The 15,759-nt window shown below is 52.3% G+C and carries 14 protein-coding genes; 2 read left to right on the forward strand and 12 right to left on the reverse strand.

Translation table 11 applies throughout. The annotated features are described in order from the left end of the window. Position 1: 1 nt before the first annotated feature. From JY391_RS03090 to garD, 12 genes are all read right to left on the reverse strand, one after another. Positions 2-1,075, reverse strand: coding sequence for a fimbrial protein (locus JY391_RS03090; protein ID WP_229264085.1), 1,074 nt, complete (start codon positions 1,073-1,075; stop codon positions 2-4). Between the two features lie 11 nt (positions 1,076-1,086). Then, positions 1,087-3,627 carry a fimbria/pilus outer membrane usher protein gene (locus JY391_RS03095; RefSeq protein ID WP_211935205.1) on the reverse strand — a complete coding sequence of 847 codons (2,541 nt, stop codon included), beginning with the start codon at positions 3,625-3,627 and terminating at the stop codon, positions 1,087-1,089. Between the two features lie 30 nt (positions 3,628-3,657). Further along, positions 3,658-4,341, reverse strand: coding sequence for a fimbrial biogenesis chaperone (locus JY391_RS03100; protein ID WP_374197227.1), 684 nt, complete (start codon positions 4,339-4,341; stop codon positions 3,658-3,660). 78 nt (positions 4,342-4,419) lie between these two features. Then, a complete protein-coding gene (locus tag JY391_RS03105; RefSeq protein ID WP_060571077.1) occupies positions 4,420-4,986 on the reverse strand; it encodes a fimbrial protein in 567 nt (188 codons plus the stop codon). Between the two features lie 505 nt (positions 4,987-5,491). Continuing rightward, positions 5,492-6,265 (reverse strand): DeoR/GlpR family DNA-binding transcription regulator, encoded by a 774-nt coding sequence (locus tag JY391_RS03110; RefSeq protein WP_042291789.1) that lies wholly within the window; start codon positions 6,263-6,265, stop codon positions 5,492-5,494. 110 nt (positions 6,266-6,375) lie between these two features. Continuing rightward, on the reverse strand, positions 6,376-7,419 hold the full coding sequence (gatD, locus tag JY391_RS03115) for a galactitol-1-phosphate 5-dehydrogenase (RefSeq protein WP_200035655.1): 1,044 nt from the start codon (positions 7,417-7,419) through the stop codon (positions 6,376-6,378). Positions 7,420-7,464: 45 nt separating this feature from the next. Further along, positions 7,465-8,838, reverse strand: a complete 1,374-nt coding sequence (locus JY391_RS03120) for a galactitol-specific PTS transporter subunit IIC (RefSeq protein ID WP_181822497.1) — start codon at positions 8,836-8,838, stop codon at positions 7,465-7,467. Positions 8,839-8,842: 4 nt separating this feature from the next. Continuing rightward, positions 8,843-9,127, reverse strand: a complete 285-nt coding sequence (gene gatB, locus JY391_RS03125) for a PTS galactitol transporter subunit IIB (RefSeq protein WP_042291785.1) — start codon at positions 9,125-9,127, stop codon at positions 8,843-8,845. A gap of 29 nt (positions 9,128-9,156) precedes the next feature. Beyond that, positions 9,157-9,621, reverse strand: a complete 465-nt coding sequence (gatA, locus tag JY391_RS03130) for a PTS galactitol transporter subunit IIA (protein ID WP_211935207.1) — start codon at positions 9,619-9,621, stop codon at positions 9,157-9,159. A gap of 14 nt (positions 9,622-9,635) precedes the next feature. Beyond that, on the reverse strand, positions 9,636-10,907 hold the full coding sequence (gene gatZ, locus JY391_RS03135) for a tagatose-bisphosphate aldolase subunit GatZ (RefSeq protein ID WP_181822499.1): 1,272 nt from the start codon (positions 10,905-10,907) through the stop codon (positions 9,636-9,638). 49 nt (positions 10,908-10,956) lie between these two features. After that, positions 10,957-11,811: a tagatose bisphosphate family class II aldolase gene (locus JY391_RS03140; protein WP_211935208.1), complete on the reverse strand. Its 855-nt coding sequence runs from the start codon at positions 11,809-11,811 to the stop codon at positions 10,957-10,959. Positions 11,812-11,990: 179 nt separating this feature from the next. Further along, the gene (gene garD / locus JY391_RS03145; protein WP_181822501.1) at positions 11,991-13,562 is read right to left on the reverse strand and encodes a galactarate dehydratase; all 1,572 of its coding nucleotides are present in this window, start codon (positions 13,560-13,562) and stop codon (positions 11,991-11,993) included. Positions 13,563-13,989: 427 nt separating this feature from the next. Here garD and garL point away from each other — a divergent pair, with 427 nt between their 5' ends. Together garL and garR are read left to right on the forward strand one after the other, a co-directional pair. Beyond that, positions 13,990-14,760, forward strand: coding sequence for a 2-dehydro-3-deoxyglucarate aldolase (gene garL / locus JY391_RS03150; RefSeq protein ID WP_042291775.1), 771 nt, complete (start codon positions 13,990-13,992; stop codon positions 14,758-14,760). A 29-nt stretch (positions 14,761-14,789) separates the two neighbouring features. Beyond that, positions 14,790-15,680 (forward strand): 2-hydroxy-3-oxopropionate reductase, encoded by an 891-nt coding sequence (gene garR / locus JY391_RS03155; protein WP_042291774.1) that lies wholly within the window; start codon positions 14,790-14,792, stop codon positions 15,678-15,680. The last annotated feature ends 79 nt before the right edge of the window (positions 15,681-15,759 follow it).

A 15,759-nucleotide genomic window follows, 5' to 3' on the forward strand; every position in this document is an offset into this window, starting at 1 on the left:
GCTACTTCACCACCACGGTAATGGTGGCGGTCCCCTTAAAACGCCCTCCGGCAAGCGTGCCCCCGGTGAGATTGACCGGGTAAGCCTGTAAATGCGCGGTCCCGCTGCCGGAACTGTCCATCAGAAGTGCGCCGGGGTTAAAAGGAATATCTATGTTTGTGGTGGTGATATCCACCAGGCGGATTCCCACATCCGGCTCGTTGTCAGACTCTCTGCGTCTTGCGACGAGCACATATTGGCTGGCCAAATCGCTGCCCTCGATATACATATACAGGCTGTTCTTTATTTCAGACATATCCCCGCAGTCATAGGTAATGTCGAAGTTAATGGGTGTGTAATGCTCAGGCATTTGGTCCTTAATTGTAAAATGCGCAGCACTGATCGTTCCAAGATTCACCTGGATGACGTCTCCTTGATTAATCTTACAGTGTTGTGGAACCGTAATTCGCCCCTGGATATGCAGTTCAGCAATATTATTGAAGGTTTTTGGATAGGACGACGAGCTGCTCCATGCCGCCTGGATGTAGGCGACAAGGGTGTCAGGAATAATCATTTCGCCTAAAAACGGTTTGCGGACATACAGCGTAAATGTGGTATCCATACCAAATGAAATCGCTGACGATCTTTGCTCGGCAGGATCGTCATTACAGACGCTGTTACTGGTTTTTGTACTGTAAGAACCGCTGGTATCCTTGATGGGCGAACCAATTTTCGTGGGAACAAGTACGGTACCTGCGTTGGGGATATCGTTGATCTCGGTTTTAATGTCCAGGCTGTCGTTTAAACGATAAAAACCACTTAAATGTCCGGTGGTGGTTATTGCGCTGACGGTTGAATAATAAAGGTTGACCTTGGTGTTAGCACTGCAGTCGCATCCTAATTGATAGGCGCTGCCCCTGGCTGCCGAAGGGATCTGCCAGACTGAAGCTGTCACATTCTGTTCTTTTGTCCAGTCGGTTGCGATATCTGTCATAAAATTTCCATTCGCTTCGCAGATACCTGTCGCTGACTGAGCCGGTGAGGCAGAAGCCAGGGCGATAAGCGCGGTAATCACAGATAAAATATAAATTCTCATCGAATACACCCTTAACGACATACCGTTGTGTCTTTTAGAACAGATGATGCGCTCTGCCGGTTATCTGACAGGCTATAAGTAAACTGACATTGCTGGCTGGCTTCTTTACCCCAGCGAATCGTCCAGGTTTGCGGCAACTCATTAACCCCAGTGAGATAAAGCACGCCGCCCTCGTCCACGATGCTTTGCGTTCCCGCACTCTGGTTATTCGCCATAGCACCGAAAGGTAAAGGGGTGTTCTGCGCATCGGTCACGGTGAGTAAAACTCTGCGCCCCGTCTGCGCACTAAAATAGGCACTCACGGCAGCGCCCTGACCTGGCACGACGATTTTTGCTGTTTCCGTTACGTCAACGTCATCCGGCATGGTGGTCGTGTCCAGCGTAATTCGGTTTTCCTGATACGGGGTGAGAAAAGGGATAACGGCATTGCCAAAATAGTCGGTCGCGATTCCCGGGTAGTTCTTAATCCGTATATTGGCGGCGCCATTGGCGTCAATAAGCGCAAAGGCATTACCAAGCGGCTGGGACAGCGTTACGCCATGAGAATGCGCAACGACGCCGCCAGAAAGGCCATAGCTGAGCTGGCGATTATCTGGACTGTAGTCGTAGCTACTGCTGACGGTACCGTATGCGGAGCGGTAATTTGCGGAAAAACTGCTACTGGTGTTGTCGTTATTTTCGCTTTGCCGTTGCTTAAGGCTATAGCTCAGACGATGGTCATCCAACAGCGAACCATTAATTCCTACCTCATGCTGCGTCGCTTTATTTTTATCTTCCGTAATACGCCATGTCGCCTGCGCATGGGAAAGCCATCGATCCAGCGGTACGCTAATACTGAGCGAAACGGAGCGCTCGCTCTCGCGGTCCGTTGAATCGGTGAATTGTCCGTTAAGGTTATAGCTGACGCCGTAGAGGCTGCCATTCAGTCCTGCGGAGAAGTTGTTATCTTTTTGGCTGTCGTTCCAGTAGGTACGTTGAGAACCGGAAACATAAAAATTGATGCTGTTGAGTAGCGTCTGGCTGATGCTGAATTGTGCTTCACTTTTTTGACGGTAACTATTATTTATATTCTTTGCATTGGCATCAGAAAACGTAAAATAGCCATTGCTGGTATAGCGATAATATCCCAGCGATAAATTCGTGCCAGTTTCTGGCAAATCTTTAATATATTGGGTACGCCAGGTATAGCCTTCAAAGGTATTGCCATCATCAAATTGCGTCTCTGCCCTGCCAATATCCACTGAAACGGCGCCGAATTCACCCAGAGTGCCGCCAACGCCGACGGTTTGCGACCGATAATTTTCAGCGGTTAGCATTCCGCCATACACCGTCAGGGCGTTGCTCAGACCATAGATGCCGGTACTTTCAATAAATTGGGGTTCTTTACTCTCTGCTGATTGGGCGGCGCGAAAGCGACCCGCAGTAAGGCTGTATTTCAGATGCCCCAGCCTTTGCATAACGGGAAGCGACGAGAAAGGTTGAACGAAATGGCGAACTGTCCCGTCGGCTTCTTCGATACTGACGTCCAAATCGCCCCCGAAGGAGGAGGGATAGAGATCGTTAATCTCAAATGCGCCCGCAGGGACGTTGCTTTGGTAAATGGTATAACCGTTCTGGCGAACCGTGACGATAGCGCTGGAATTGGCGATGCCACGAATGGTTGGCGCAAAGCCTTTTTGACTGTTTGGCAGCATGTTGTCGTCGGAGTAAAGGCGAGCGCCGGTAAACTGGTAGCCCGGAAAAATGGCGCCGTCTGTTGAGCTTTCGCCAATCACCAACTGTGACCTGAGGGACTTTATGTCCCGTTGCAACCAGCTGTTGATGCTGTCCCAACGAGCGTCATCCTCATTGTGCGTCCAGGTGGAGTAGTTACGTAATCGCCACTCGCCGAAGTTCGCGCCACTTTGCAGGTTCATGTACTGGCGTTCACTTTGTTCGTTATTGTCGTAGCGGCTTCTGGAACCGGTGAAACTGTAGTTGGTGAAAACGACCGGAACACCGTTATCCCAGCGCGAAGGATCGACATAGCCTCTGGCATCGCGATAAAGGGCAATTTGCGGAACGCTTAACTTGAGTTTGCTGTGGTTAAAATCAAATATCGCAACACTACCGGGAACGGCTTTAGCGAGATCGGGAATGCGCGTACCGTCATCAGCATTGGCAAATGCCGGATTCTCATCGACTTTAAAGCCTAATTCGCGTAGTTGCCCTACTGTAAATTGTGGTTGAAGCTGGTGATTATTTGCGATGACAAAAGGCAGCGTTCGTTGCATCAACTTTTTATTATTGATGTAAATATCGACAGAATATTCACCGGGTTGCTGTGCATTCTTATGAGAAAAAAGTGACAGATCGACGGGGCGTTGACCACTTTTGGCGGTTTCCAGTAGAGCGGGGTCGAAAAAATAGTCATCGGCAAAAACAGTACCTGAAACCAGGTAACCGCTGGTGATGGTAAACGGCAAAAAGTACCTGATGCAGTGGCGCAAATATTTCTTTGCGTACAGTACATCGATTTTCTCCGTTAAATCCTTTTTCCGCTTATAGCTCATATTTCCCTTATCACTGAAGCGTTGCCTGTTTTATGGAATCAGGCGTGTTTCTGGCGCTGTACTGCCACCAAAATCATTTATTGCCGCCCATTTCACCGTTCTTCCAGTCGTGGCATTGATGGCAATTATTTTTCTTTCCTGCGGCGCGATGTATTCAATTTTGTCTGTGAGGTTGACATTGTCTAAACTTAATCCCGCAAAAACGACATGATATGCCGATGGGTTATAAATAGTCAGTTGGTTCGCTGAGATGCCAAACTTGAGCGCTTTGAAAGCATCTCTGGCTTTACCGTTGAGTCCTTTTGGTCGGTAAAAAAGTTTGATTCGGGTTTTAAACACTAACGTTAATGTATTGGTATTGGCGAGATCGGCTTTGTTCTGTGCAGGAATGGCTCGCACATTGATAAAATACATCGACTCTCTGTCATTAGGCACCTGTCCATCAGCCTTAATAATACGTAACGTAGAGTCTTCTCCGGCATCAAGTCGAAACAGTGGGGGCGTGACAATAAACGGGCCGCGCGAGCTGTTGTTGCTATTTTCTACCCATGATTGCAGCAGATAAGGCATTTTTTCGCTATGGTTAGCGAGCGGCAGAGCGGCCTCTTTTTTACTGGCGTCATAAATAACGCGCGTCCTTTCCAGTACGATACCCCCTGCGAAAGCCGTGCTTGCCAGAGTGGTAAGCAAGATAAAAAATGCCAGTGTCGCCAGTCTCTTCATTATTTACTCCCTGAAATGTTAATATCTCTTTATCCCTGTAAAAAGGGATAAAGAGATATGATGAAGGGATTAACGGTAATCAAGAGTGACATCAACCGAAGCGTTTGCTTCACCTGGCGTAATGTCTTTAGACTCTACGGTTGAAACGTAATAAGCCAGTAAATTGATATCCATCGTCGCCCCGGTAATAGGGAAAGACACTTTAGGATCGTTGAGTTTGTTAATGGCCATTTGTGTCCCCTGGTCGTTATCGATACGAATACCGACACCCGTCGCAGGTTCGTCCATACCCGTCACCGCAACCAGTTCGTCATTTGTTCCGGTCGTTCCGCCATTTCGTGTTTCTAACCATAGCTGGAAAGACGCATCTTCAACACCATCAACGTGCTCCCACGGGTCAGTTGGACAATTTTTTAATGGGATAGTGACTGGAATACTTGGCGTTTTATCGCCAACGGTTTTGAACTGAGAAGCGGCGTAATGACCAAGTTCAACATCAACCGTGTCGCCATTAGCAAATTCACAGGTGCTGGTTAATATTTGCCCGGTAAATTCAATCGTTCCATCTGTCGCCCACGCGTGGCTTGCGGAAAGCGTGAGTAAACCCGCAATAACGGATTTCGTATAGCGTTTCATTACTAATTCCTTATCCTTGCTTAAAATACAATGAAATATTTCATTAGGCAATATATCTGCATGCTTTAAGGATTATACAGTTCCTGACGGCTTAGAATGGCGTAATGTTATGTTTTCGGAATATATTTATATTAGTAAAGTCTATTTGGCTGGTGGTTAATTGATCTGTCAATAGGGGGTTTTAAAAATTCATGCTTAATGCTGTTGCTCATAACTGGTTGATTTTAAGTCATAATGAAAGTGTAAGGTTAAATAAAAGTGAGCAGTCTATTTAATATAAGTCAAATAAAAATATTCATATTATTGATATGAGGGGGCGATTCATCTCAAAAAAGACTTTTTAATATTATTTTTGTGCAATATCTTTATATAAATTTCTTTCGGGATAAGATACCATCAAGCTAAAGATATAATCTTAAACTAAACAGTATTTTTAATTTGTATAACCGGATAAAAAGTAGACTCGCTGTAGGCAGGCGCAGGCCTGCCTTTATTAAGTGAAGCTCTAAACAATAATAAGCTCAACGCCGGTTTTGAGCACCGCCGCTTTATCCTGCTTACTGATGCCATCGTCAGTGATCACGCAGTTGATCTTCTCCATGGGGAGAACCTGGTTGAATCCGCGGCGGTTGAACTTGGTGGCGTCCAGAACGGCGACAACTTTGTGTGCCGCAGCGGCCATCACTCCGCTTATCGAATACCCTTCATTAAAGGTGGTGATCCCGTTGGTGGCGTCGATACCGTCCGCACCGACAAACATTAAGTCTGCGCTGATGCCCTGTAACGAACGTTCGGCGATGGTGCCATGCATGGAATGTGTTTTATGCCTTACCGTGCCGCCGCAAACCACCAGCGTCAGGTCTTTATTGTCGGACAGGGTAAATGCCGCCGGTAAGCTGTTGGTAATCACGGTAATGTTGCTCTTACGGTTCAACGCTTCGGCGATCAATAACGTGGTGCTGCCGCTATCCAGAATGACGGTCATCCCTTCTTCCACCATCGCCGCCGCTGACTGAGCAATGCGCTTTTTCGGATCGCTGGCAAGCTGGTAACGGTCCTCGAGTATAACTTCCTGATTATCGCCTTCCGCCAGATGACTTCCGGGTTTAGCCGCGCCGCCGTGAAACCGCGTAACCAGACCCTTTTCCTCCAGCAAACGCAGATCGGCACGGATAGTGACTTCAGAAATACCAAAGGTATTCGAAAGATCAAGAACCAACACGCTGCCCTGCGAATTAATCAGGTCGACAATTTTGTTCCTTCGCTCAAATGAGTTCATATTGATTTGCCTGATAATTAACTGTGACTAGTTTAATCGAAGGATTGCGAAAGGTGAACGCTAAATTTCGAAAGTAAATGTGAGCCAGCGCAGGTTGCTGGCTCGTACGATCAGGAGAAGTCCAGGAGGATTTTTCCCTGCATAGGTGCGCCGTTTAGCGCTTTCACGGCTTCTGCGAAACGCTCTGGGTTACCCCGATGGGCAATCAGCGGGGTGAGCAGCAGGCGTTTCTCGGTCAACAAGCGTGCGGCGGTTTCCCACTCTTCTCCTGGCCACGGGCTGGAGTAGTTCATCCAACTGCCCAGCACCGTGAGCTCTTTGCGCAGGATCAGCCCGAAAACGTGACTGGTGAGCGTCAGATCATGGTGCAGCGTGCCGACCAGCGCTACCTGCGCACGCGGTCCGGCAATTTCAATTGAGAGTGAGACGGTCTGCGGCGTGCCTGCCGTTTCCAGCACCAACTGGTCGAACTGCGCGTCGTTCTGCGCTGCCTGAATCTCTGCTGCGCTCATCTCCCGGCTGTTATACACCCGCGTGGCTCCCAGCGCTGTTGCCAGCGCCAGTTTCTGTGGATTAATGTCGATAGCGGCGACGCTTTTCGCACCGAGCTCTTTTGCGCACTGAAGCGCGAGCAGGCCGATGGTGCCCGCGCCAACGATGATAACGTTTTTCCCTTCACATCCCCGCGCCAGATGAAACGCATGCAGACCAACGGTGATCGGCTCAATGAACGCGCCGTCTTCGACAGGCATATCGGAAGGTAAGCGGAACAGATTGGCGCGCTTTACGACAACGAACTCCGCATTGCCGCCTTCACTGCGCGAACCGACAAACTGGTACTGTTTACACAACGAGTAAAAACCACGCTCGCACTGGGGACAGTGAAAGCAGGGCAGAAGCGGCACGCAGGCAACCGCGTCGCCCGGCTGCATGTCCTTCACGCCCTTGCCATACGATTCAACGTAGCCGCTAAATTCATGGCCGAGGGTAATGGGGTAATAATGCGCGCCTTTAGCAAAAATACGCGGAATATCAGAACCACACAGACCAGAACTGATGACTTTCACCAGCACGTCGTCGTCGTTTTGCAACTGGGGCATGGGGCGTTCTTCAACGCGCACGTCTCCCTCAGCGTGAATCACCACTGATTTCATAACATTCTCCAGAAAGATAACGGGGGAGCGAACGCTCCCCTGAAATTACACGGTGGGCTGACTTTCCGTCAGCGTTGCGTTTTGCTCCGCGGCTGCAAAATGGCGCGCCCGACGCCAGGTCAGCAGTACGCCGGTGAAATAGAGGACGGCAATCACCACGAACCCTATAACGTTCTGCCAGGTAAAGAGCTGGATCAGAAGCCAGGTTACCGGCGATCCCCCCTGGTCCATGGAGGCCACCATGCCACCGGCTTTCAGCGCCCCGGCATTGGCGGCAAGCTGGGTATGCAGACCGATGGTTTGCGTGGCGATCCACAGCGTGATGCCCATAATGATGACGCCGGATATCAGCGTGCGGAATAGGTTGCCCTGATGTACCGCCACCGCCATCGCGACAAAGAAACCGATAGTCGCAAGGTCGCCGAACGGCAGCACCTGGTTACCCGGGACCAGCACCGCAATCAGGATCGTCAGCGGGATAAAAATCAGGCTCGCGGAAACCACAGAGGTATGGCCGAGGAGCAGCGCCGGATCCAGTCCAATCAGAAACGCCTGGCCGCCAAATCGGGCTTGCAGACGTTTACGCGCCTGTTTGGCTATCGGCGTTAAGCCATCCATGATCGGTTTGATCACGCGCGGCATCAGTAGCATCACTGCCGCTGTTTTGACTGCCAGTTGCAGGACGGCTTTCACGTCGTAGCCTGCCAACATGCCAATCACTAGCCCCATCACAAAACCGACCGTCACCGGCTCGCCAAACGGACCGAAGCGTTTTTGCACATCGTCCGCGCTGAAATGAATGCGGTTAAGGCCCGGTATTTTGTCGATAACCGTATCGACCAGTACCGCGACAGGACCGAGGTAGGCTGAGGTGCCATGCGGGATAGCTATTCCTTCCAGACCGAAGAAGTCGCGGGTATCTTTTGCGAACCAGTCGCCAAGTTTGTAAACAAAGGCAGCATGGACAATCACGCCGAGGATCCCCAGCCAGTACGATCCGGTCGCCAGATGCAGCATCGCACCGGTAAAGGTCATGTGCCAGATATTCCAGATGTCGACGTTCACAACGCGGGTCATACGCGTCACCAGCATCAGAATATTGACGCCAATCGCGACCGGGATGGCGATCAGCGCAATTTGCGAGGCCCAGGTCATGGGTGACGATCCGGGCCAACCAACATCAATGACGTGAAGATTGATTTGAAATTGCTCGGCCATCGCTTTCGCCGCAGGGCCAATAGAGTCAAGCATCAGACCGATCACCAGGCCGATTCCGACAAAGCCAATGCCAATATGCAGACCCGATTTAAAACAGTCCCCGAGCTTCATCCCCAGCAGTTTTGAGAAGATGATGATCACCAGCGGCAGCATTACCGTTGGGCCTAAGTCTAGGATATAACGCATAATTTCGCTAAACATGGCGTCACCCCACGAGGATCGTCAGTATTTTTTGCTGCAACGCTTCGATACCCACCCCGGAAACAAAAGGCATACCGTGAACGACAGGAATATCGCCAAAGGTGCGGTCGACGCGGGCGGTGGTGCAAATGAGATCGGCGCCGTCCATATAGGTTTCGATTTCCGTGACCCGACATTGCACCAGGTCGAGTGTGATATCGTTGGCTTCACATAGCTCTTTAATTTCTTCCGCGGCCAGCGTAGAGGTCGCGACAGCACCGCCACAGGCCACAATCACTTTACGTTTCATAGGGTATTCCTTTTATTATCAGTATATTATCAGGCCTGTTCGCAAGGCTCAGGCATCAGGATAGTTTCCTGAAAACGGGCTGCCAGCGCTGTTTCAGGGGCACTCAGTAACGCTTCAAGGGTGTCCGGGTTTTGCAGTTCGCTAAACAGACGACGCAGGAGTTTCAGCTGCGCCTTCGGGTTTTCAACGATCAGCGCGATGATCAGCGAAACGGCAATTTCGCCATCGTCATCGGCCTGCTGAAACGCCACCGGAGTATCGGGACGGATGAGGTAGATCGCCGGCGATTTGGCGTGAACCGCTTCGCAGTGTGGAATCGCAACGGCATGGCGTTCCAGCGCGATGCCGGTTGGAAAGTTTGCTTCACGTTCGAGAAGCGCCTGCGGATACGTGTCATGCACCACGCCTTTGGCCAGCATCTCCTCGGCAATGTGCGCGAGCGCCTGCTGGCGCGAGGTAAAATGAATTCCAGTACGGACAAAAAGTTGGCTCATAGCGACTCCGGTTTTCAGGCTGTTTCTGACGCGCAACCGAACCGGTATGCACGTAAAACATCCTGAATTTTGTCAATAATCAGGCTGTGCGGCGTGGCGGTTAGCGCGCCTTCCGACAGCCGTTCAAACTGTACAGGCATAAACTGGCTGATTAATCCCAGCGGTAATGAGACGCCACTCAGATTGGCGATCAGTTTTTCCACACTTTGCCGAATACGCGGGTGCGGCCAGTAGTAACGGATACGGTCTGACAAGCTGAAATGGATATCGACCATCGCCTGGCTCCAGGTCGGCCGGTAATACTTCTTCCAGTATCCAGGCTCGTTAAGCATCACTTCATCGATCACCTCCAGCACCCGGCTGCGTTGTTCCGGCGAAATCAGGGCGTCTTCCATCTGCGCCAGCGCAAAAACGGCTTCACGCAGAGCGAAAGTCAGGGCCGGGCCGACCTTGAGAATGGCGTAGTGATCACGAACCAGCGCGCGGTAGGCTTGTCGGGTCTGGTAGTCTGTGGAGTGCGCTTCGTAAACCATTGGCGTGGCCTTGATCCAGGTAGTGAGCGCTTCGGCAGCCTGAGGCTGGTAGTGGATAATTTGGGTGTGATCGAATTCCACGCCGGGCTGCACGACGATGGCGATAACGCGGGTTAAGGCCTCATCAAGCCCCCGAGCGCGAAAGGCAACCTGATGCGTTTCCAGCGTGCGGGCGGCATCGTCGGCGCGGGTAACGTGAACCGTCCCAATGCTGCTGGCTTCCCCGCCCGGTACCGGAACTTCAGTGCCGATAACATAGGTCAGTCGGCGTTTTTGTTCTTCCGTTGCCGTCGCTTCAGCCGCCTGGCAAAGTACCGCTGCGCGTTCGGCGACCACCATCGGGTCGAGCGGCGTGGGGTCATCGGCGCAGGACATAGAGGCGTCCAGGTGGATTTTACTGAATCCTGCGGCGACGTAGGCCTGAATCAACACCACCGATTTTTCCATCGCATCCGCTGCGGGTTCATCCTGCCAACAGTTCGGGCCCAAATGATCCCCGCCAAGGATTAAACGCTCACGCGGGAAGCCAACCTCCTGGGCAATGCCATAGACAAAATCGCGGAAATCAGCGGGTTTCATGCCGGTATACCCGCCGAACTGATTAACCTGGTTAGAGGTCGCTTCAATTAGCACTTTGTTGTCGCTGTGCAGATCAAAGCGCAGGGCCGCTTCAATGACCAGCGGATGGGCTGAACAGACAGAACAGATCCCGACATGTTCACCGGCTTTATGACGCGAGATAATTTCTTTCACTTCTGACTCCGATATCTTTCGTTTGTATTGAATGCGATTGCGCTATCTGTCAAAGCTTGCCTTCGCAGCCGCAGTCGGCGATGACTTTGCGCACGACGGCTTTCATGGCGGCTTTGGCTGGCACCATGTAATGTCGGGGATCATTGGCCTTGGGATGCTCACTAAGATAGGTTTTCAGGGCATCGGAAAAGGCAATTTTAAGTTCGGTGGCAACGTTAACCTTGCAGATGCCGAGTGAGATTGCGCGTTGGATATCCCCGGTGGGCAGGCCCGAGGCGCCGTGCAGCACCAGTGGAATATCCACGTGTTGCCGAATCTCCGCCAGGCGCTCAAAATCCAGTCGCGGTTCGGCGGTGTAGAGGCCGTGAGCCGTTCCAATTGCTACGGCCAGAGAATCAATGCCGGTTCCGGCGACAAACTCCCTGGCCTGCTGCGGATGGGTATAAAGCGCGTCTTTTTCGTCAACGTTCAATTCGTCTTCCTGTCCACCCAAACGGCCCAGTTCGGCTTCGACGCTAACGTCGTAACGATGGCAGTAATCGACAACATTTTTCACCAGGGCAATATTGTCGGCAAACGGAAGGTGCGAGCCGTCGATCATGACGGAACGCACGCCAGCAGCGACTTTCTGTTCTATATCTTCACGTTTTTCATGATGATCAAGATGGATCGCGAGAGGGTGGTTCCATGACTTCGCCAGTTCCCCGGCGATGGCGACGATATTGCTCACGCCTGCATAGCAAAACGTGCCTGGCGTCCCCGCAACGATCAACGGTGAACGTAATTCTGCTGCGGTTTCCACGACCACCTGCAGGGTTTCAAGATTGTGGATGTTGAAAGCCGGTACGGCGTAACCCTCGCGCTGGGCCTTCCTGAGCATGGTCTTGCTGGAAATAATAAACATCCTTCCTCCGAAATCTTTCGTTTGTCTTCTTCGAAAGAATGTATAGGCTTTCGTAATGTTTTTATGTGATTTCGATCGGATAAATGAAAGCTACGAAAGTAAAAGAAGGTTTGCGAAAGATTACGGGCGAAAAAAAAGCACGCCCGCCGGGCATGCTTTATGAGAAGAGAAGGGAGGCGTCACGTCACCGGCGCCGGGTTAAACACTGCCAGTTGGTTATGAAGGCCCCATTGATCCGAGAAGGTTTTCTTCCGTCCGCTGGCTACCTCCAGGATAAACGCAAACAGCTTCTGACCGACCTCTTCAATGGTTTCTTCCCCGGTGGCGATGGTCCCGGCGTTAATATCCATTAAGTCATACCAGCGGTTTGCCAGCTCGGTGCGGGTAGCCATTTTGATCACCGGTACCGCCATCAGCCCATACGGGGTACCGCGCCCGGTAGTAAAGACCTGGACGGTGATCCCTGACGCCACCTGCTGGGTGCCGCAGACAAAGTCGCTGGCGGGGGTTGCCGCGTATATCAGGCCGCGCTTCGTTGGCCGCTGGCCCGGCGACAGCACTTCAACAATCGCGCTCTTACCTGACTTGGCAATGGAGCCGAGCGCTTTTTCGACCACGTTCGCCAGCCCGCCTTTTTTGTTCCCCGGTGACGGGTTGGCGCTGCGGTCGGTTTTCCCCATGTCGAGGTAGTTATCGTACCAGGCCATCTCTTCGAGCAGGCGCTTGCCCACCTCTTCGTTGACCGTGCGCGGGGTCAGCAGATGGATGGCGTCACGCACTTCGGTCACTTCGGAGAACATCACCGTGGCGCCGCAGCGAACCAGCAGGTCTGAGGCATACCCTACCGCCGGGTTCGCCGTGACGCCGGAAAACGCATCGCTGCCGCCGCACTGCATCCCGACGACCAGTTCAGAGGCCGGGCAGGTTTCGCGCTGGCGCTGATTGAGTTTCGCGAGATGACGCTCAGCCACCTGCAAAATCTCATCCACCATCGAGCGGAAACCGACGTGTTTTTCATCCTGCAAGCTCACGATGCTGGCGCTGTCCACCGGGATACTCTGCACATCGTCGGTACCTTCCAGCAGGCGCTCAGGTTGCAGTTTTTCACAGCCGAGGCCGATGACCATCACTTCGCCGCCAAAGTTCGGGTTCAGCGAAATGTTGTGAATTGTGCGAATCGGCACTACCGCTGCCGGGGCGTTGATCGCCACACCGCAGCCGTACAGATGGTTCAGACCGACGACGCCGTCGACGTTCGGGTAGTCAGGCAGCAAATCGCGCTCAATGATCTTCACCACATAATCGACCACACCCGCCACGCAGTGGACGCTGGTGGTAATGCCGAGCAGATTTTTGGTGCCCACGCTGCCATCGGCATTGCGATAGCCCTCAAAGGTATAACCTTCCAGCGGCGGCAGCGGCTCCGGCACTTTGGTCGCCAGCGGCAACGTGTGCAGTGGCGGCGCCTTCGGCAGTTCCACCATGGACTCATCGATCCAGCTTCCGCGCGCGATATTGCGAACGGCATAGCCAATCACCTCGCCATAGCGAACGATTTCACCATGCGCGGGAATATCCACCAGCGCCACTTTGTGCCCCTGCGGAATATGTTCGATCAGTTCAAGCCCGTCCGGGAAACGCGTTCCGGCTTTTAAACCATTGTCGTTAACAATGATTGCCACATTATCGATGTCGTGAACTTTAATATAAAACGCCGTCGGCGATTGCTGTCGGATGTCGATGTTAGCCATTGCTCAGTATTCTCCAGCTAAAAATAATTCGTTCAGTGAACCTGAAAAAAGAGAATGTCATTTTGATAAAATAAGCATGTCAGGCGCGCTGGAATAAGAATGTGATCGCGATCACCCGTTGTGGCGAACGCCACGCCCGCAGGGTGAGCAAAGCGTAAATCTGTGCATCAGCGCCCAGGCTTATGTGCATATGCTCAAAATAATATTTAATGCTCGTTTCTTTAATGAGCGTTTGCACAATGCCTAATACACCGCGGCTGATTATACTGAACCACGAACTTATTACACCCGTCGGTTATTTTAATTAGCATCGGTAAATGTCAAACAATAATAAAATACCGGCTTAAATGTCTGGGTAAATAAATAGTGACCCGTCCGTCGGTTTATAAAACTCTCTATATAACGGTTAAGTGACAAGGTAAACGTGATGAATAACGACATCTTCCCCAACAAATTCAAGGCAGCGCTCGCTGCGCATCAGGTGCAGATCGGTTGCTGGTCGGCACTGGCAAGCCCCATCAGCACCGAAGTGCTCGGTCTGGCGGGCTTTGACTGGCTGGTGCTGGACGGCGAACATGCGCCGAACGATGTCTCAACCTTTATCCCGCAACTGATGGCATTAAAAGGTAGCGCCAGCGCGCCGGTTGTGCGCGTGCCGACCAACGAGCCGGTGATTATCAAGCGTCTGCTGGATATCGGCTTTTACAATTTCCTCATCCCGTTTGTGGAAACAGAACAAGAAGCCGTAAACGCCGTGGCGGCGACCCGCTATCCGCCAGAGGGGATTCGCGGCGTATCCGTATCACACCGCGCCAATATGTTTGGCACCGTAGCGGATTACTTTGCGCAGTCGAATAAGAACATCACCATCATTGTGCAGATCGAAAGCCAGCAGGGCGTCGATAACGTGGACGCGATTGCGGCAACCGCAGGCGTTGACGGTATTTTTGTCGGGCCAAGCGATCTGGCTGCCGCGTTAGGCCACCTTGGCAACGCGTCGCATCCTGACGTTCAGAAAGCCATTCAGCACATTTTTGCCCGTGCGAAAGCGAACGGTAAACCCTGCGGCATTCTGGCGCCGGTTGAAGCCGATGCGCGCCGTTATCTGGAGTGGGGAGCGACGTTTGTGGCCGTGGGCAGCGATCTGGGCGTATTCCGTTCCGCCACGCAGAAGCTGGCAGATTCCTTTAAGAAATAACCACCACCGCAACAAGAGAGAATAGTGATATGACAATGAAAGTTGGTTTTATTGGCCTGGGTATCATGGGTAAACCAATGAGTAAAAACCTCCTGAAAGCAGGTTACTCGCTGGTGGTTTCTGACCGTAACCCTGAAGCGATTGCTGAAGTTATTGCTGCCGGGGCAGAAACCGCCTCTACCGCAAAAGCGATCGCTGAGCAGTGTGATGTGATCATCACCATGCTGCCGAACTCCCCGCACGTGAAAGACGTTGCGCTGGGTGAAGGCGGCATTATTGAAGGCGCGAAGCCGGGCACCGTTTTGATCGACATGAGTTCGATCGCGCCGCTGGCAAGCCGTGAAATCAGCGACGCGCTGAAGGCCAAAGGGATTGATATGCTCGACGCGCCGGTCAGCGGCGGCGAACCGAAAGCCATCGACGGCACGTTGTCCGTCATGGTGGGCGGCGACAAAGCGATCTTCGACAAATATTACGATCTGCTGAAGGCGATGGCGGGATCCGTGGTGCATACCGGTGAAATCGGCGCGGGTAACGTCACCAAGCTGGCAAACCAGGTGATTGTGGCGCTGAATATTGCCGCGATGTCAGAAGCGCTGACGCTGGCGACCAAAGCGGGGGTAAACCCGGACCTGGTATATCAGGCGATTCGCGGCGGTCTGGCGGGCAGTACCGTGCTGGATGCGAAAGCGCCGATGGTCATGGATCGCAACTTCAAACCGGGCTTCCGTATCGATCTGCATATTAAAGATCTGGCGAACGCGCTGGATACGTCGCACGGTGTCGGCGCGCAGCTGCCGCTGACCGCTGCGGTGATGGAGATGATGCAGGCGCTGCGCGCGGACGGGCTGGGGACGGCCGATCACAGCGCGCTGGCATGCTATTACGAAAAACTGGCGAAAGTGGAAGTCACTCGCTAATCACGTCGTGCCTCGTGGCACGCAGCAATCTGGCCTGCCTGGCGCAGGCCGGAACAGTGAAACGCTAATTGGCGTTATG

The sequence above is a fragment of the Citrobacter sedlakii genome, from assembly GCF_018128425.1.
In the GTDB taxonomy this organism is placed as follows: domain Bacteria; phylum Pseudomonadota; class Gammaproteobacteria; order Enterobacterales; family Enterobacteriaceae; genus Citrobacter_A; species Citrobacter_A sedlakii.